Here is a 17,826-nt window from a genome sequence, read left to right on the forward strand (position 1 = left end):
GGAATGAGTATGCAGATCCTCGTCGCCGACGATGACTCGGCCATCCGCACGGTGGTCTCGCAGGCGCTGATGCGCGCCGGGTTCGAGGTGCGCGTCACCTCGAACATCGCGACGCTGTGGCGGTGGATTTCGGCGGGTGAGGGCGATCTGGTCATCACCGACGTTCTCATGCCCGACGGCAACGCCTTCGACACGCTTCCGCGGATCAAGAACTCACGACCGGACCTGCCGGTGATCGTCATGAGCGCGCAGAACACCTTCATGACGGCCATCAAGGCGTCGGAGAAGGGCGCCTACGACTACATTCCCAAGCCCTTCGATCTGACCGAACTCGTTGCGATCGTGCGCCGCGCGCTGTCCGAACCGAGGCCCGGGGCCAAGACGGGCGCGCCGGAAGAACTCCAGGACTCGATGCCGCTGGTGGGCCGTTCGCCGGCGATGCAGGACATCTACCGCGCGCTGGCCCGGATGATGCAGACCGATCTCACGGTGACGATCACGGGTGAATCGGGCACCGGCAAGGAGCTCGTCGCCCGTGCGCTTCACGACTATGGACGGCGGCGCAAGGGGCCGTTCGTCGCTATTAACATGGCGGCTATCCCGCGCGAGTTGATCGAATCCGAGCTTTTTGGTCATGAGAAGGGGGCTTTTACCGGGGCGCAGGCCCGCACCAGCGGCCGTTTCGAGCAGGCCGAAGGCGGAACGCTGTTTTTGGACGAGATCGGCGACATGCCGATGGAAGCGCAAACCCGACTTCTGCGGGTGCTCCAACAGGGCGAATATACGATCGTCGGAGGGCGCACGCCGATCGCCACCGACGTGCGTATCGTGGCCGCCACCAACAAGGATCTGCGCCAGTTGATCGGCCGCGGGCTGTTTCGCGAGGACCTGTTCTATCGCCTCAACGTGGTGCCGCTGCGGCTGCCGCCGATGCGCGAACGCATCGAGGATTTGGCCGATCTCGCGCGGCATTTCTTCGCCCAGGCCGAAAAGGAGGGGCTGCCGCGAAAGACGCTGAGCCAAGGCGCGCTCGACGTCATGCGCCGCTACCCTTGGCCCGGCAACGTCCGTGAGCTCGAAAACCTCGTGCGCCGCCTTTCGGCGCTCTATCCGCAAGACGAGATATCGGCCGAATTGGTCGAGCACGAATTGTCCAATGATGCCCCCAGTTCCCCGGGCATCGACAGCGATAGCGACAGGCCGATCGATCTCAGCGCGGCGGTGGAACGTTATCTCTCCGACTATTTCGCGTCGTTCGGGGATGGTCTGCCCCCGCCAGGTCTGCATGAGCGGATCTTGCGAGACGTGGAGTATCCGCTGATCGCGGCAGCTCTCGCGGCAACACGCGGAAATCAGGTCCGGGCGGCCGATCTGTTGGGCGTCAACCGAAATACCCTGCGCAAGAAAATCCGCGATCTCGACATTTCTGTCGTCCGCTTGATCAGATAACTGGATATCTGCCGAATTTCGTTGCAGATTAGACACAATCCGTTGCTGTGTGGCAACGTGATCATCATTTGCGGCGAATCATGACTTCTAACCCGGTGCAATCAGAAGGCGAGATTCCGTTCCTGTTGGAACGGCGGCGATTCATGCTTGTTCCGGGCCTTCTGGCCGTTGTTGGGGCACTGGTGACGGGGGCGATCTCCTTCGTCGTCCTCATGGGACTGACGCCGATCGCGCCGACGGACACGATCGTGACCATCGCGACCGTCGTCAACGGCGCCTTCGTGTTGATCCTCTGCCTTTTGATCGGGCGGGAAGTCATGCGCATGGTCCGGGCGCGGCGGCAGGGAAAGGCCGCGTCGCGTCTGCACGTTCGCATCGTCTTGCTGTTTTCCATCGTCGCTGCGCTGCCGGCGCTGCTAGTGGCGATCGTGGCCGGTATCACGCTCGATCTCGGCCTTGACCGCTGGTTCGAGATTCGCACCCGCACCATTGTCGAATCCTCGATCAGCGTGGCGCGGGCCTATGTCAACGAGAACGCCCGCAACCTTCAGGGCTCAACGTTGTCGATGGCCTACGACCTGGATCAGCAACGGCGGTTGTTCGGTCTCGATCAGACCGGTTTCCAGAATCTGATGACCGATCAGGCCAAGGGGCGCTCGCTGCTCGGGGCGCAGCTTTTGCGGCCGGACGGCACGCCATTCCTGGCAGCTGACGTCGCGGTCGAACGCCCGCTGCCGGTCCCCCCGGACGACGCTTTGAAACAGGCGGCGGAAGGTAACCTCGTCTTCATCCCCCCCGGCGTCACCAACCTCGTTGGCGCGATCATCAAACTGAGGCAGATCGCGAATGTCTATCTCTACACCGTGCGCGCCGTCGACCCGGAGGTGATCGCCGCGCTGCGGTTGATGGAGGAACGGTCGGCGGAATATTCGAGCCTCCAGTCCAATCGCTTCGGCCTCCAGCTCGCCTTCGCGCTTTTGTATCTGGGGATCACGCTGATCGTCCTGTTGTCGGCGATCTGGACCGGCATCGGCGTCGCCGACCGGCTCGTCCGACCGATCCGGATGCTGATGGGTGCGGCCGATGAGGTCAGCGACGGCAATCTATCCATATCGGTTCCTGTGCGCGCGTCCGACGGCGACGTCGGATCCCTGTCGAACACATTCAACAACATGATCCTGCAGCTTCGCAGCCAGCGTTCGGAACTGGTTCACGCCAAGGATGTTATCGACGAACGCCGCCGCTTCACCGAGGCCGTTCTGTCCGGCGTGACCGTCGGAGTGATCGGTGTCGAACGGGATGGCACGGCGACGATGGTCAATCCGTCGGCCGAGCGCATTCTCGATGTGGAATCTCGGCTCGTGGTGGGCCGAAATCTTGATGAGACGTTTCCGCTCATCGGCAGGATTTACCGCGCCGCGTCGATATCTTCGCGGCCGGAGTATCAAGAGGAAGTCAAACTGCGCATCCGCGACCGAGAAAGGACCCTGGCGATCCGGATCACGTCCTCCGAGGCAGGGGAGGAGGCCCAGTCGAGTGTGGTGACGATCGACGACATCACCGACCTTGTCGAGGCTCAGCGCTCGTCAGCCTGGGCGGACGTCGCGCGTCGTATTGCCCATGAGATCAAGAACCCGCTCACCCCGATCCAACTGTCCGCGGAACGCATCCGGCGTCGATACGGAAAACGCGTTGAGGACGATCGCGAAGTCTTCGACCGGTGCATCGAAACGATCGTGCGGCAGGTCTCCGATATCGGCCGCATGGTCGACGAATTCTCCACCTTCGCGCGGATGCCGAAGCCGAAGATGGAAGCCAAGGACCTTCGCGAAGCGCTGCGCGAGGCGGTCTTCATGCGCGAAATGGGCGACCACGGGATCGCCTTCGAGGCCAATATTCCAGATCAACCCATGCTCGGTTCCTATGACATACGGTTGCTGTCACAAGCGTTTGGAAATTTAGTGAAGAACGCGGTCGAGGCGCTCGAGGCAACCGAGGATATCGAGGGTCGCATCGTCATCCGGGCGGAGCCGGGCCAGGACCGCCACATCGTCGAAATCATCGACAACGGTCGCGGATTTCCGCGCGAGGATCGAGATCGTCTGCTTGAGCCCTACATGACGACACGCGAGAAGGGTACAGGGCTCGGCCTGGCGATCGTCCGGAAGATTATCGAGGATCACGGCGGAACCATCGCCCTCGACGATGCGCCGGACCAGCCTCAAGGCGCATTGGTACGTATCACCTTGCCGGCGATGGAAACTGCCGTCGAGCCGAACGAAGAAGAGACGGAAGAAAGGACAGGTGAGATCGATGGCATCGGACATCTTGATCGTCGATGACGAAGCCGACATCCGCGAACTGGTAGCGGGAATCCTCGAGGACGAGGGTCATGAAACGCGAACAGCTGGCGGCTCGGATGCGGCGCTTCAGTCGATCGCCGACCGGGTGCCGCGGCTTATCTTTCTGGATATCTGGCTGCAAGGCAGCCGGCTGGACGGACTTGATCTCCTCGATGCGATCAAGGCGCAGCATCCCGAAGTTCCCGTCGTCATGATTTCCGGACACGGCAATATCGAGACGGCGGTGTCGGCGATCCGCCGGGGCGCCTATGATTACATCGAAAAGCCGTTCAAAGCCGATCGGCTGATTCTCGTCGCCGAAAGGGCGCTGGAGACCTCGAAGTTGAAGCGCGAGGTTTCCGAACTGCGCCGACGTTCGTCCGATTTCGCCGAATTGATCGGCAAGTCGCATCCGATGAACCAGTTACGGACGCTGATCGAGCGGGTCGGCCCGACCAACAGCCGGGTGATGATCCTTGGCGCCTCGGGTTCCGGCAAGGAAATGGTGGCGCGCGCGATCCACGCCGGGTCGAGCCGCGCCGACGGGCCCTTTGTCGCTCTCAACGCGGCCGCCATCATGCCCGATCGCATGGAGGTGGAGCTCTTCGGCACGGAGACACCGCCGGGGGTCGAGCGCAAGGTCGGGGCGCTCGAGGAAGCCCATGGTGGCGTCTTGTATCTCGACGAGGTTGGCGACATGCCGCGCGAGACCCAGAACAAGATCCTGCGCGTTCTTACCGAGCAGACGTTCGAGCGGGTCGGCGGCTCCAAGCGGGTGAAGGTTGACGTTCGGATCATTTCGTCGACGGCGCAGAATCTGGAATCGATGATCGCCGACGGAATATTCCGCGAGGATCTCTACCATCGGCTCGCCGTTGTCCCGATTGTCGTGCCCCCGCTCGCCGACCGGCGCCAGGATATTCCGCTGCTCATGGAGGCCTTCATGACGCAGATCAGCGAGCAGACCGGCATCAAGCCGAAGGCCATCAGCCCCGAAGCGATGGCGGTCTTGCAGTCCAGCGACTGGCCAGGAAACGTCCGGCAATTGCGCAACAATGTCGAACGGCTGATGATCCTGTCCAGGGAGGGCGATGCGGAAACGCAGATCTCGGCGGACATGCTGCCACGTGAGGTCGGCGAAATGCTGCCGCGCACACCCAGTCAGTCGGATGGCCAGATCCTGGCCCTGCCGCTGCGCGACGCGCGCGAAGTGTTCGAGAAGGAGTATCTCGTCGCGCAGATCAATCGCTTCGGCGGCAATATCTCTCGCACCGCGGAGTTCGTCGGCATGGAGCGGTCTGCTTTGCACCGTAAGTTGAAGTCGCTTGGCATCTGACGACGTGGACCGACGCGCACCTATGGACGGGAACGGCGGATGGCGCCGCGTTCTCCCCGGCGGATGACAGGCAACATGGGGCCTCGGCAGACCCGGAATCCTTTGCGCAAAACCTCTCAAGCCGATATGGACGCCTGTGGTGATCGGCTCGCGGGTCGGCAAAAGAGGCGCATTCCATGAGAGTGGTGATTTGTGGCGCGGGCCAGGTCGGCTATGGCATCGCCGAGCGCCTTGCATCCGAACGCAATGACGTGTCGGTGATCGACACGTCGCGGTCGCTCGTCCAGGCGATCCGCGACAATCTCGATGCTCGCGGCTTCGTCGGCCACGGGGCTCATCCGGACGTGCTGGCCGAGGCCGGCGCCGAGCAGGCGGACATGATCATCGCGGTGACCTTGCATGATGAGGTCAACATGGTGGCCTGCCAGGTCGCCCATTCGCTGTTCAATGTTCCGACCAAGATCGCGCGCATCCGGTCCCAGAGCTATTTGCGTTCGCATTGGCAGGATCTGTTCTCGACCGATAACATGCCCATCGACGTCATCATTTCCCCGGAGGTCGAGGTCGGCGAGATGGTGCTGCGACGGATCGCCCTGCCTGGGGCGATGGATGCCGTGCGTTTTGCCGACGATACGATCGCGATGGTCGCGATCGAATGCCGCGACGATTGTCCGGTGGTCGACACGCCGCTCGATCAGCTGACCGAACTGTTTCCCGATCTCAAGGCGACCGTCGTCGGGATCTGGCGTGGGGAGCGGCTGTTCATTCCGACCTCGAACGACCAGATGGTGGCCGGCGACATCGCCTATGTCGTCGCCGAGCGCTCCCACGTACGCCGGACGCTTGGTCTTTTCGGACACGAGGAGCCCGAAGCCGGCCGCATCGTGATTGTCGGCGGCGGCAATATCGGCCTTTACGTCGCGCAACAGATGGAGCGCCGTAATCTCGGCGCCAAGGTTCGTGTCATCGAGGCGGATCACGACCGGGCGGTCGCTATCGCCGACACATTGAAGCGAACCATCGTGCTGCACGGCAGCGGTCTCGATCAGGTGATCCTCAACGAGGCTGACATCAGGCAGAGCGATCTGTTGGTGGCGCTGACCAATGACGACAAGGTCAATATCCTCGCGAGCGTCATGGCCAAGCGACTCGGCTGCGGCGGCAATCTGACATTGCTGAACAACCCCGACTACCAAAGTTTTACCCGAACGCTGGGAATCGACGCCTTCATCAACCCGCGGTCGGTCACTATATCGCGGGTCCTGCAGCATGTGCGGCGCGGACGAATCCGCGCGGTCCACTCGATCCAGAACGGCGTGGCGGAGGTGATCGAGGCCGAGGCGTTGGAGACATCGCCGCTGGTCGGCAAGCCGCTGCGCGAGCTGGATTTGCCGGAGAACTTGCGGATCGGCGCGATCTATCGCAATGGCGAGTTTGTTCGACCCAGTGGGCAAACCAAGATCAAGGCGAAGGACCGTGTCGTGATCTTTGCGACCGCCAGCGCCGTCCGTCATGTCGAGCAGTTGTTCCGCGTGAGTTTGGAGTTTTTTTGATCCGGTCGCTCCGCCGGAGCCCGATCATCGGCCAGACGGCCGAGTTTTTGTTGTGGTCGAGGTTGCGAGGCAAAGCACCGACACCGTAAGCGCTCAGTTAGAGAGCGAGCCAAACGCACGGATCGACAGCCGCCAGGCGGTCGTTGCCGCGGCCAATAAGAATAGGAAAAGGACAAGGTTTGATGCCTGAACGCACACAGAATCTGCAGGATCTCTTTCTCAATACGGTCCGGAAGCAAAAGATTTCGCTGACGATCTTCCTCGTCAACGGCGTGAAATTGACCGGCGTGGTGACGTCGTTCGACAATTTCTGTGTCCTGCTGCGGCGCGACGGTCATTCCCAACTGGTCTACAAGCACGCGATCTCGACGATCATGCCCTCGCAGCCGGTCAACATGTATGATGGCGACGAAGACGGGAAGGCGTGATTGGCCGAGCATAAGGAATCCAGACCAAAGGGTCCGATCGAACACGGCAGTGTGGTAACGCGCGCGGCGGTTTTCGTGCCGGTTTTCAAACAATATCAATCGCGGGACGAAGCAAGCCAGGGCAGCTCTGAGTTGGTGCGCCGGAGCGACGAGGCGCGCTTGGACGAGGCTATGGGCCTGGCCGCAGCGATCGGTCTCGATATTGTCGCCAGCGGCGTCGTTAGCGCCGTTCGGCCGCGCCCGGCGACGCTGATCGGCGCCGGCAAGGTCGAGGAACTGAAGGGCCTCGTGGCGAGCGAAGACATCGGTCTTGTCGTCTTCGATCATTCGCTCACGCCGGTCCAACAGCGCAATCTCGAAAAGGAACTCGACGCCAAAGTCCTCGACCGAACCGGGCTCATCCTCGAGATATTCGGACAACGCGCCCGAACGAAGGAGGGCCGGCTTCAGGTCGAATTGGCGCATCTGAACTATCAGCGCGGCCGGCTCGTACGCAGCTGGACCCATCTCGAGCGACAGCGCGGCGGTGCCGGATTTCTGGGCGGCCCCGGCGAAACGCAGATCGAATCCGATCGCCGCCAGTTGCAGGAGCGCATCAAGCGGCTGGAGAAGGATCTGGAGTCGGTGCGGCGCACACGTCAGTTGCATCGCGCCAAGCGCAAGAAAGCGCCGCACCCGGTGGTGGCGCTGGTCGGTTACACGAATGCGGGAAAATCGACACTTTTCAACCGGTTGACCGGCGCCGACGTCTTCGCCAAGGACCTGCTGTTCGCCACGCTCGATCCAACCCTGCGCCGTGCGGCACTTCCCCACGGAACCGAGGTGATGTTTTCCGATACCGTGGGTTTTGTGTCAGACCTGCCGACCCATCTCGTCGCGGCGTTTCGGGCAACCCTGGAAGAAGTGATCGAAGCCGAGATCGTCCTGCACGTGCGCGACATGGCCGATCCCGACACTTTGGCGCAGGCCGAGGACGTGCGGAAAATCCTGCGCGATCTCGACATCGATGCCGACGACAGCGAGCATGTCGTCGAGGTCTGGAACAAGATCGATCTGCTGGACGAGTCCGTCAGCCACCATTTGGCGACGGTCCGCGAGGGACAGCAAGCAACTCAGGCCGCACACCTGGTTTCGGCGATCACCGGCGAAGGCGTGCCCGAGCTTCTCGCGGACGTTGAGCGGCGCATCGCCGGCCGTCTCCGCGAAGTGAGCATCGAGGTCGCGCCGGATGGCATGGGTGTTCTGCCCTGGATCTACCAGAATTCATCGGTGATCCGCAGAGATGATCGGGATGACGGCTCGGTGGCTCTCAGCGCCGAGATGACCGTTCAGGCCGTGACTGAATTACGCCGACTAAGCGAGCAATTATCCGGCATAGAATTTCGATAAGCCGATCAACTGCAGTGGATCAAGCACGGTTTCGCGCGCTCCGCCGATATCGTGATCTTCTCCAGGCGATCGACCAATGCAGCTGAAGCAATTGACGCGAAACGCATCCATTCGGCGGGCCAGGACATCCTGGTCCGTCCGATATGTGCGCGCGAGACCTGCGGCGGGTGGCGTTAAGCGCCGGTGCCGATGAGCATGAAGGCTGGAATGTCTTCGCCGAAGCCGACCGGAGCGTTGCCGTCGTCGGTCCGCGCGCGACTGGCCGGCTGCGCCGCCCGTGAGCGGGGAGCAGCCGCGGCGGCCGGTCTGGCGCGTTCGCCGTTCGTGCCGGACCGCTTGCGGCTTGTCCGGCTGCGTTCAGGTGCCTCAGATGATGATGCGACACTCTCCTCGGCGAGAGCATCGACCGGAACATCCAATTCTCCGGCTTCGGCGCGCACCACTGCCGGCTCTTCCACCACTGACGCGGCTTCAGGCGCCAAAGGCGGCTTCTCGCTGTTGTCGCGGCGGCGCGTGCCGGTGCCACGACGACTGCTACGACGGGCTGGCTTGTCTTCTGACGGGGCGTCGACGAGCGTCGCGACCGACTCGCCATGCCATGCGATCTCACCGCCGATCAGCTTCTCGATCGCGTCGAGATATTTCTTGTCGGACTTGGCGACGAGGGTGAAGGCCTTGCCGGACCGGCCGGCACGACCGGTTCGACCGATGCGATGCACGTAGTCTTCGGCGTGAATTGGAATGTCGAAGTTGAAAATATGGCTGACGGCCGGGATATCGAGTCCGCGGGCCGCGACATCGGACGCGACCAAAAGCTGGATCTGGTTGTCGCGGAAGCTCTGGAGCATCGCGGTTCGCGAGCGCTGGTCCATGTCGCCGTGCAACGCACCCGCCGAGAAGCCGTGTTTCTCAAGCGAGCGGAACAGCGTGGCCACGTCGCGCTTGCGATTGCAGAAGATGATCGCGTTGGTCAGGTCGTCCTGCTCGCGAATGATCGTGCGCAGCGTCTCTCGCTTCTCGAAATCGTCCTTCTTCGAGGCGATCAATCTTTGGGTGACGGTGAGGGCGGCGGACGCCGGCTTCGCCACTTCGACGCGGACAGGATTCTGTAGAAACTGCTCGGTAAGCCGGGTAATTTCAGGTGGCATCGTCGCCGAGAAGAACAGCGTCTGCCGCGTAATCGGCAAGAGCTTGCAAATCCGCTCGATATCGGGAATGAACCCCATGTCGAGCATGCGATCCGCCTCGTCGATGACGAGGACTTCGACAGCGGTCATCAACAGCTTGCCGCGCTCGAAATGATCGAGCAGGCGACCTGGCGTCGCGATGAGAACGTCGACGCCGCGGTCGATCTTCTTGTTCTGATCGCCGAACGAGACGCCGCCGATCAGCAGCGCGATATTGATCTTCTGGTCGAGGCCATATTTGACGAAGGATTCCTCGACCTGCGCCGCGAGCTCGCGGGTCGGCTCGATGATCAGCGTCCGCGGCATCCGAGCGCGCGCGCGCCCCTTTTCGAGCCGCGTCAACATCGGCAGCACGAAGGAGGCCGTCTTGCCAGTACCCGTCTGCGCGATGCCGAGCACGTCCCGGCCTTCGATCGCGTGAGGGATGGCCTGTTCCTGGATCGGCGTCGGTTCACTGTATCCAGCTGCCTCTACGGCGGCCAGGACCTTGGCGCTGAGGCCGAGTTCGGAAAAGAGTTTCAAGCTAGCGGTTCTCTTGAATTGTTGAATTGGGGGGTCGATAGCGTTTGAAAGCCCAGTCGACAGGGCGATAGGGTGACGCTCGTCGCGAGTCAACCGCAGCGCCGCATATGGGGCGATTTCAGGTGATTTACAGGGTACAAAAGATGAATCTGACACAGATTGTGATGATTCCGGGTCTGTTGTGTACCGACGATCTCTATCGGGACCAGATCGCGTCCGTCCCATCCTGCGGTGTCCTGGTGGCCGATACGACGTCCGATCGGACCATCGCGGCGATGGCCGAGCGTCTGGTAGAGGTTGCGCCGGATAGGTTCCTCCTCTGCGGCTTGTCGATGGGCGGGTATGTGGCCCTCGAAGTCATGTGGATCGCACCCGAACGCGTCACCGACCTGGTTCTGATGGCGACCAGTGCCAAGGCCGACACCGCGGAGCAGACGGCCATGCGCCGGCGCCTGGTCACGTTGGCTCACGACAAGGGGATCGCGGCCGTCGCCGAAATCCTTTCCGACCGACTGCTCGGTCCCAATGGCCGCACCGACCCGCAGCTGCGCCGGCGGATCGTCGCAATGGCGGAAGCGATCGGAGCCGATATCTTCGCGCGTCAGCAGGAGGCCATCATCGGACGGCGGGACCAGACATCGCTTTTGCCGTGCATAGACGTCCCGACGACGGTTTTGGCCGGGATCCACGATCAGATCATTTCGCCGGACCGATCCCGCGAAATGGCTGCCGCTATGCCGGCCAGCACGCTTGATCTCCTCGACGGCGTCGGTCACATGGTGACAATGGAAGCGCCCGACGCCGCGAGTGCGGTGATCCGACGGCATCTTCAACGGGATGCCTCGGTCGCGCCCTATCAGTTGGTCGCAGGACCGAAGCTATAAGGTTCCCCCGGAAAGAAGTGCAGCTCGTAGGTCTCGGCGATTTCCCCGTCGGAGGGCAGGATGTCGAAGAACAGCGTCAGGCTATTCGGCTGTTCTTCGCTCGGCTCGTCGGCGCGATAGCCTACGACCGCGCCTTCGATCTGATTGATCTCGACGACCTCTGTCGTCGCGCGCAGGCTCAGGTCGCTTCCCGCACCCTCGAGTTGCTGAACGAAGAAATGAAAGGCGGAATCGTCGGTCTGCGACTGCACCATGACCGTCCGCCAGACGCCCTCACGCGTACCGTCCGACCATGGTCCGACGATTTGGACATCCTGGACCTGCGGCGACAGGGCTTCGGCAGCCGACTTTGCCTTTGCGGCGAGCTCGGGATCGCCGGAGCTTGCCGGCGCCGTCTTGGCCTCAGCGGGTTGCGCGGTGTCGGGTGTCACCGGGGCTTCAGCCGGTTGAGCGGCGTCCGGAGCGGCAACGGGGGCTCCGGCGTCTGCCTGGGCCAGAGCGGCCGTATGGCTCATGGCCATGACGAGGAATGCGGTACCGGCAAGCCAGTGTCTGAGATGGGGCATGGGAAGTCCTCCGATTGAGCAATCGACGGCATTTCAGCTGGATCGGATCAGATGTCCAGTTCCTTGACGAATGCGGCGCGATCCTGAATGAAGCGGAAGCGGGCTTCCGGCTTGTTTCCCATCAGCGCATCGACCGCGATCGACGTGCCCGATTCCGGCGCTTCGTCCATAACGACCCTGAGCAAGGTGCGTTTCCTTGGGTCCATGGTCGTTTCCTTGAGCTGCGAGGGCAGCATCTCTCCAAGGCCCTTGAAGCGCGAGATCTCGACCTTGCCGCGCCCATTGAACTCTTTTGCGATCAATCGCTCGCGATCCTTGTCGTCGCGGGCGTAGAAGGATTTTCCACCTTGGGTCAGCTTGTAAAGCGGCGGCACCGCCAGGAACAGGTGACCGCTACGGATCAGTTCCGGCATTTCCTGATAGAAGAAGGTGATGAGCAGAGAGGCGATATGGGCGCCGTCGACGTCGGCGTCGGTCATGATGATGACACGCTCGTAGCGCAAATCCTCGTCACGGTATTTCGCGCGGGTGCCGCAGCCCAGCGCCTGGATCAGATCGGCGAGCTGTTGATTGGCGCCGAGTTTCTCGCGACCGGCGCTCGCCACGTTGAGGATCTTGCCGCGCAGCGGCAGGATCGCCTGCAGGCGGCGATCGCGCGCCTGCTTGGCCGAACCGCCGGCGGAATCCCCCTCGACGATAAAAATCTCGGCCCCGGCGGCGCCGTTTTGCGAGCAGTCCGCGAGTTTGCCCGGCAGCCGCAGCTTGCGCGTTGCGCTCTTCCGGCTGACCTCCTTCTCCTGGCGGCGACGGAGCCGCTCGTCGGCCCGCTCGACCACCCAGTCGATCAGCCGCGCCGCATCCTGCGGCGAGGAAGCAAGCCAGATATCGAAGGAATCGCGCATCGATTGCTCGACGATCCGCTGCGCCTCGGCGGTGGCCAGCCGGTCCTTGGTCTGGCCAACGAATTCCGGTTCCCTGATGAAGATCGACAGCATGGCCGACGCCGTCAGCATCAGATCATCGCCCGTGATGATCGCAGCGCGCTTGTTGCCGGAAACCTCGGCAAAGGCCTTGAGGCCGCGCAGCAGAACCGAGCGTAGGCCCGCCTCGTGGGTGCCCCCTTCGGGTGTGGGAATGGTATTGCAATAGGAGCGGATGAAGCCATCTTCCGGCGTCCAGCTGACAGCCCATTCGACAGCCCCGTGGCCCGAGACTTTCTCGGTGCGGCCGGCGAAGATCTGCGCGGTGACGCGGTGCTCCTTGCCGAGCGTGACGTCGAGGTAATCCTTCAGCCCCCCGGGGAAGTGGAATGTCTCGCGAGCCGGGATGTCGCCGCCGGGCACGAGCAGGCTCTGATCGCAGGACCAGCGAATCTCGACGCCGCCGAAGAGGTAAGCTTTCGAGCGAGCCATGGCGAACAGCCGCTCGGGGCGGAACCTGGCGCCGGCGCCGAAAATCTGCGGATCCGGCTTGAACCGCACCCGCGTGCCACGACGATTGTGAACCTCGCCGACTTCGTCGAGCGTCGAGGTCGCCAGTCCCCGCGCATAGGTCTGGCGGTAGAGCTTGCGATTGCGCGCGACCTCGACTTCCAAGACCTCCGACAGGGCATTGACCACGGACACGCCGACGCCGTGCAGGCCGCCCGAGGTCTCATAGACCTTCGAATCGAATTTTCCGCCGGCATGCAGCGTCGTCATGATGACTTCAAGCGCCGACTTGTTCTTGTATTTGGGATGGGGGTCGACCGGGATCCCGCGACCGTTGTCAGCGACGGACAAGGTGCCGTCCGCTTCCAGCGCGACCTCGATGAAATTGGCGTGTCCGGCGGTCGCCTCGTCCATCGAATTGTCGATGACCTCGGCGAAAAGATGATGCAGCGCCTTCTCGTCGGTGCCGCCGATATACATGCCGGGGCGGCGGCGAACCGGCTCCAGCCCTTCCAGCACCTCGATATCGGCCGCCGTGTATTCAGCGGGCTGCGTTGAATTCTGCACCGGCAAAGGCTGGTCGGCCGGCTTTGGCGATTTCGGCCGACGCGCCGCATTGCCCGAAAACAGGTCGTCGCTCATCGCGGACCCGTCTGCGAAACGTGCGGGACAAACTCGTGCTGCAATGGATTCTCGCGCCCATCAACCATGGGGTCTGCCTATACTTTCACGAAATGTTCTTCAAGAGTCCGGTACCGTTTCCCAGCGCATAACGCTTCCGCGACAGGTTTATCCACGGGTTCCGTCGGGCGGGTGCGCCAAAACCGGCGGCGCGGCACGTGTGCTCGGGCGCCACACACTCCAAAACAAAGGATGCGGAACGGCGTCCCTTTCTCCATGGTGCCGACATCCGCTTGCACCGTCGTGTGAAGTCCGGCAGCGACGGTCGAGCAGGAAACGAAAGAATGCCGACGACGGGACGAAACGCCAGACGGCCGTCGCGGCCGCGTGGCGGTCTCAGGCCCGCGTGATCACGATACGTCCACGGCTGCCCCGTCGCCTTGCAAGCCATCGCAATCCGGCCCGTCGATGAGCGAAGTGGGCTTCGCCAGCGCCTCCAGTGCAGGGCGGTCCGTGATGATGACCCGCTGACCGTCGGCCACGGCGCCATCTGTCTGCAGCGATTTCATCGCTCGTGAGAGACTCTCGGGCGTCATCCCGAGGAACGAGGCGAGCACCCGCTTTTCCATGGGTAGGACAAAGCTTGCTCTGTCGCCGGCGGCCCCGGCTTGACACAGAAGGTAAGCGGCCAACCTCTCGCGTGCGCTGCGCAGCTTGAGATCCTTGGCGTGCCGGACCATGCCGCGGTAACCGGCCGAAAGCTCGGCGATGGTGGCCAACGCAAATTCGCCATCGGTGCGGAAGATGGTTCGCACATCGCTGCTGGGCACCAGGATGAGGCGGGTTTTCTCCAGTGTGCGCGCCGACATCAGGTAAGGCGCGTCTCGCATGCAGGCGGCGAGGATGAAGGTCGAACGCGGCCGCACCACCGCCAGCGTGGTTTCACGCTCCTGCCAGCCCGCGAAGAGCTCGATCGAGCCCTCCACGACGATGTGGAGAAAATCGGCAGACTCGCCCTCGTCGATCAGCTGGATCTGGGGCGGAAAGGTCTGATCGTACGCCGCGCGCGTCAGGGCGAGAAAATTCTCCTCCGCCATCGATCGAAACAGCGGAAGGCGGCGGATCGCCGGAAGGACCGTTTCACGCATGAATCAACTCATCTCCGACAGTTCGCTTGATATTTGGTAATTGATGAACAGACATCAGTCTAGGGGATATAGGCAATATCAATCCCTGACGCCTGACAAACCCAGGTCATTGCGGTGCCTATCATCAAATCTGGTTCGATTGCTCTCGCCGGCCGCTGCGGTTTGATCTCGGTCAAGTCGCGGCGGCTTCTTCCGTCCCACTCCGGCGCGACGAAACGCGTCGGAAGCGGAGATAGATCATGATGGAGCAGGCACACGTCTCGGATGCCGAGCGCACACGAGCGCTGGGGCTGAGCACGATCGCCTTCACGGCCTGCTTCGCGGTCTGGACGATCTTTTCAATCATCGGCGTCGAGATAAAGGCCGAGCTGGGGCTCAACGAGTTCGAGTTCGGCTTGCTGGTCGCCACGCCCATTCTGACTGGATCGCTTACCCGGCTAATCCTCGGTGTCTGGACCGAGAAATACGGCGGCCGCGCTGTCTTCACGACGCAGATGCTGCTGACGGCGGCGGCGACATGGATGCTGACCTGGGCGTCTACCTATACGATGTATCTCGTCGCCGCGCTGGGCATCGGCCTGGCCGGCGGATCGTTCATCATCGGCGTCGCCTATGTCTCGCGCTGGTATGGCGCGGGCAGGCAGGGCACAGCTCTGGGGATATTCGGCGCCGGCAACGTCGGCTCGGCGGTCACCACATTCGTCGCGCCCTTCGTGATGGTCGCCTATGGCTGGCACGGGGTCGCCCATGTCTGGGCCGCTGCCCTGGCGCTGATGGCGGTCGTGTTCTTCCTGTTTGCCAAGGATGACCCGGAACTCGTGGCCCGCCGCAAAAGCGGCGCGCGGCCACCCTCGCTGGCCGAACAGTTCGCGCCCCTGAAGAACCTGCAGGTCTGGCGCTTCTCGCTCTACTACTTCTTCGTGTTCGGCGGCTTTGTCGCAATCGCGCTCTGGACGCCGCATTACCTGATGGATGTCTACGACGTTGACATCCGCATGGCTGGCATGGCGGTCGCGGCCTTCGGGCTTTCGGGATCCCTGTTCCGGGCCTATGGCGGAGCGTTGTCGGACCGTTTCGGCGCCCGGGCGGTGATGTATTGGAGCCTCGGGTTTTCCACCATCTTGCTGTTCATGCTGTCCTATCCGGCAACAGACTATGTGATCCAGGGCAAGGACGGCCCGATCGCCTTTTCGACCCAGCTGGACTTCTGGCCTTTCGTCTTAATCCTGTTCGCGCTCGGCTTCTTCATGAGCCTCGGTAAGGCGGCGGTATTCAAGCACATCCCGGCCTATTACCCCAAGCATGTCGGCGCTGTCGGCGGGCTGGTGGGCATGATCGGCGGCCTTGGGGGGTTCATCCTGCCGATCATATTCGGCGCAGCGCTGGACTTGACTGGCATCTATACCTCGGCCTTTGCGCTGCTGTTCCTGCTGGTGGGCGTCTCGCTGCTCTGGATGCACATGGCGATCCGCGTGATGGAGCGGACGGAGCAGGGCGCAGTCCTGAACCATTTGCCGCAACTACCCGAGATGCTGGGGATGCCGGTCTCGGACGCCTCGCAGGATGCGCACACGCTGGAAGAGTGGAGCCCCGAGGACAAGAGCTTCTGGGAGGACAAAGGCCGCCGCATCGCGCGCCGGAATCTCTGGATCTCGATCCCGGCACTGCTTCTGGCCTTCTCGGTCTGGATGGTGTGGTCGGTGGTCGTGGCGCGTCTGCCGGCGATCGGCTTCGACTTCACGCCGGGCGAGCTGTTCTGGCTGGCGGCGCTGCCGGGGCTTTCCGGTGCAACCTTGCGCATCTTCTACAGCTTCATGGTGCCGATCTTCGGCGGCAGGCTGTGGACGACCCTTTCTACTGCCTCGCTGCTGCTACCGGCCATGGGCATCGGCTATGCGGTGCAAAATCCCGATACGCCTTACCTGATCTTCCTGGTTCTGGCGCTGCTGTGCGGCTTCGGCGGCGGCAACTTCGCCTCGTCGATGGCCAATATCGCCTTCTTCTACCCGAAGGCGGAAAAGGGCAACGCGCTGGCGCTGAACGCGGGCCTCGGCAATCTCGGCGTCTCCGTCATGCAGTTCCTGGTGCCGCTCGTCATCACCGCCGGTGTCTTCGGCGCGTTGGGCGGTCAGCCGCAGACCATGTCGGATGGCGGCCAGCTTTGGATGCAGAACGCCGGCTTCGTCTGGGTGCCGTTCATCATCGCGGCCACCATCGCTGCCTGGGTCGGGATGAACGACATCGCCGACGCCAAGGCCAGCTTCAAGGAGCAGGCGATCATCTTCAGCCGCAAGCACAACTGGATCATGTGCGTGCTTTACACCGGCACTTTCGGCAGCTTCATCGGCTATTCCGCTGGTTTCCCGCTGCTCACCAAGCTTCAGTTCCCAGACGTGAACGCGCTGCAGTTCGTATTCCTCGGGCCGTTGGTCGGGGCGCTGTCGCGCGCCGGCACGGGCTGGATCTCCGACAAATACGGCGGCGGCCGGGTCACCTTCTGGACGTTCCTGGGGATGATCGTGGCGGTGTTCGGGGTGATCTTCTTCCTCGGCATCAAGGAACAGCCGGGCGCGTTCTGGGGCTTCTTCGCTTCGTTCATGACGCTGTTCTTCCTGACCGGGGTCGGCAACGCCTCCACATTCCAGATGATCCCCGCGATCATGGGGCGCGAAATCCCGCGTCTGATGCCGGAGCTGGACGGGGGCGCGCTGCGCAAGCAGGCGGAACGTGAAAGCGCGGCGATCATCGCCTTTACCAGCGCCATCGCGGCCTATGGCGCCTTCTTCATCCCGAAAGCCTACGGCACCTCGATCGCCATGACCGGCGGGCCGGTGGCGGCGCTCTGGGGGTTCCTCGGCTTCTACGTGATCTGCGTCGTGCTGACCTGGTTTTACTACACCCGGCGGGGCGGCCTCCTGGCCGCAACCGAGCGCGCCGGCCGTTCCTCGCCCGCCATCTCCGCAGTCTGACC

Annotated in this window: 11 protein-coding genes and 1 pseudogene; 8 read left to right on the top strand and 4 right to left on the bottom strand. The window is 62.7% G+C overall.

Annotated features, from left to right (window positions below):
- Positions 1–3: 3 nt before the first annotated feature.
- The 6 genes from ntrC (at position 4) to hflX (ending at position 8,497) form a co-directional block, all read left to right on the top strand.
- Positions 4–1,449 carry a nitrogen regulation protein NR(I) gene (ntrC, locus tag VSX60_RS00200; protein ID WP_327622099.1) on the top strand — a complete coding sequence of 482 codons (1,446 nt, stop codon included), beginning with the start codon at positions 4–6 and terminating at the stop codon, positions 1,447–1,449.
- Between the two features lie 80 nt (positions 1,450–1,529).
- Positions 1,530–3,791, top strand: coding sequence for an ATP-binding protein (locus VSX60_RS00205; protein ID WP_442873021.1), 2,262 nt, complete (start codon positions 1,530–1,532; stop codon positions 3,789–3,791).
- Positions 3,763–5,127: a nitrogen assimilation response regulator NtrX gene (ntrX, locus tag VSX60_RS00210; protein ID WP_327622101.1), complete on the top strand. Its 1,365-nt coding sequence runs from the start codon at positions 3,763–3,765 to the stop codon at positions 5,125–5,127. The genes VSX60_RS00205 and ntrX overlap by 29 nt, the downstream gene beginning before the upstream one ends.
- Positions 5,128–5,303: 176 nt before the next feature.
- Positions 5,304–6,680 carry a Trk system potassium transporter TrkA gene (trkA, locus tag VSX60_RS00215; RefSeq protein ID WP_327622102.1) on the top strand — a complete coding sequence of 459 codons (1,377 nt, stop codon included), beginning with the start codon at positions 5,304–5,306 and terminating at the stop codon, positions 6,678–6,680.
- A 182-nt stretch (positions 6,681–6,862) separates the two neighbouring features.
- Positions 6,863–7,108, top strand: coding sequence for an RNA chaperone Hfq (gene hfq / locus VSX60_RS00220; protein ID WP_206453939.1), 246 nt, complete (start codon positions 6,863–6,865; stop codon positions 7,106–7,108).
- A complete protein-coding gene (hflX, locus tag VSX60_RS00225; protein WP_442873022.1) occupies positions 7,109–8,497 on the top strand; it encodes a GTPase HflX in 1,389 nt (462 codons plus the stop codon).
- A 592-nt stretch (positions 8,498–9,089) separates the two neighbouring features.
- On the opposite strand, the pseudogene VSX60_RS00230 reads toward hflX, so the two are convergent.
- Positions 9,090–10,206, bottom strand: a pseudogene (locus VSX60_RS00230) (DEAD/DEAH box helicase); the annotation flags it as partial.
- A gap of 143 nt (positions 10,207–10,349) precedes the next feature.
- Between VSX60_RS00230 and VSX60_RS00235 the strand changes: the two are divergent.
- On the top strand, positions 10,350–11,090 hold the full coding sequence (locus VSX60_RS00235; protein WP_327622104.1) for an alpha/beta fold hydrolase: 741 nt from the start codon (positions 10,350–10,352) through the stop codon (positions 11,088–11,090).
- Here VSX60_RS00235 and VSX60_RS00240 read toward each other — a convergent pair.
- The 3 genes from VSX60_RS00240 to VSX60_RS00250 form a co-directional block, all read right to left on the bottom strand.
- Positions 11,063–11,656 carry a hypothetical protein gene (locus tag VSX60_RS00240; RefSeq protein WP_327622105.1) on the bottom strand — a complete coding sequence of 198 codons (594 nt, stop codon included), beginning with the start codon at positions 11,654–11,656 and terminating at the stop codon, positions 11,063–11,065. The genes VSX60_RS00235 and VSX60_RS00240 overlap by 28 nt on opposite strands.
- Before the next feature lie 47 nt (positions 11,657–11,703).
- On the bottom strand, positions 11,704–13,728 hold the full coding sequence (gene parE / locus VSX60_RS00245) for a DNA topoisomerase IV subunit B (RefSeq protein WP_327622106.1): 2,025 nt from the start codon (positions 13,726–13,728) through the stop codon (positions 11,704–11,706).
- Between the two features lie 389 nt (positions 13,729–14,117).
- Positions 14,118–14,855: a helix-turn-helix domain-containing protein gene (locus tag VSX60_RS00250; RefSeq protein ID WP_327622107.1), complete on the bottom strand. Its 738-nt coding sequence runs from the start codon at positions 14,853–14,855 to the stop codon at positions 14,118–14,120.
- A gap of 239 nt (positions 14,856–15,094) precedes the next feature.
- Here VSX60_RS00250 and VSX60_RS00255 point away from each other — a divergent pair, with 239 nt between their 5' ends.
- Positions 15,095–17,824 carry a nitrate/nitrite transporter gene (locus tag VSX60_RS00255; RefSeq protein WP_327622108.1) on the top strand — a complete coding sequence of 910 codons (2,730 nt, stop codon included), beginning with the start codon at positions 15,095–15,097 and terminating at the stop codon, positions 17,822–17,824.
- Positions 17,825–17,826 lie beyond the last annotated feature (2 nt).

The sequence above is a fragment of the Aurantimonas sp. A3-2-R12 genome, assembly GCF_036016755.1.
GTDB lineage: Bacteria > Pseudomonadota > Alphaproteobacteria > Rhizobiales > Rhizobiaceae > Aurantimonas > Aurantimonas coralicida_A.

Coding starts and splice junctions, on each gene's coding strand:
- ntrC (WP_327622099.1), top strand. CDS start 4: ATGAGTATGCAGATCCTCGTCGCCGACGATGACTCGGCCATCCGCACG.
- VSX60_RS00205 (WP_442873021.1), top strand. CDS start 1,530: ATGACTTCTAACCCGGTGCAATCAGAAGGCGAGATTCCGTTCCTGTTG.
- ntrX (WP_327622101.1), top strand. CDS start 3,763: ATGGCATCGGACATCTTGATCGTCGATGACGAAGCCGACATCCGCGAA.
- trkA (WP_327622102.1), top strand. CDS start 5,304: ATGAGAGTGGTGATTTGTGGCGCGGGCCAGGTCGGCTATGGCATCGCC.
- hfq (WP_206453939.1), top strand. CDS start 6,863: ATGCCTGAACGCACACAGAATCTGCAGGATCTCTTTCTCAATACGGTC.
- VSX60_RS00235 (WP_327622104.1), top strand. CDS start 10,350: ATGAATCTGACACAGATTGTGATGATTCCGGGTCTGTTGTGTACCGAC.
- VSX60_RS00240 (WP_327622105.1), bottom strand. CDS start 11,656: ATGCCCCATCTCAGACACTGGCTTGCCGGTACCGCATTCCTCGTCATG.
- parE (WP_327622106.1), bottom strand. CDS start 13,728: ATGAGCGACGACCTGTTTTCGGGCAATGCGGCGCGTCGGCCGAAATCG.
- VSX60_RS00250 (WP_327622107.1), bottom strand. CDS start 14,855: ATGCGTGAAACGGTCCTTCCGGCGATCCGCCGCCTTCCGCTGTTTCGA.
- VSX60_RS00255 (WP_327622108.1), top strand. CDS start 15,095: ATGATGGAGCAGGCACACGTCTCGGATGCCGAGCGCACACGAGCGCTG.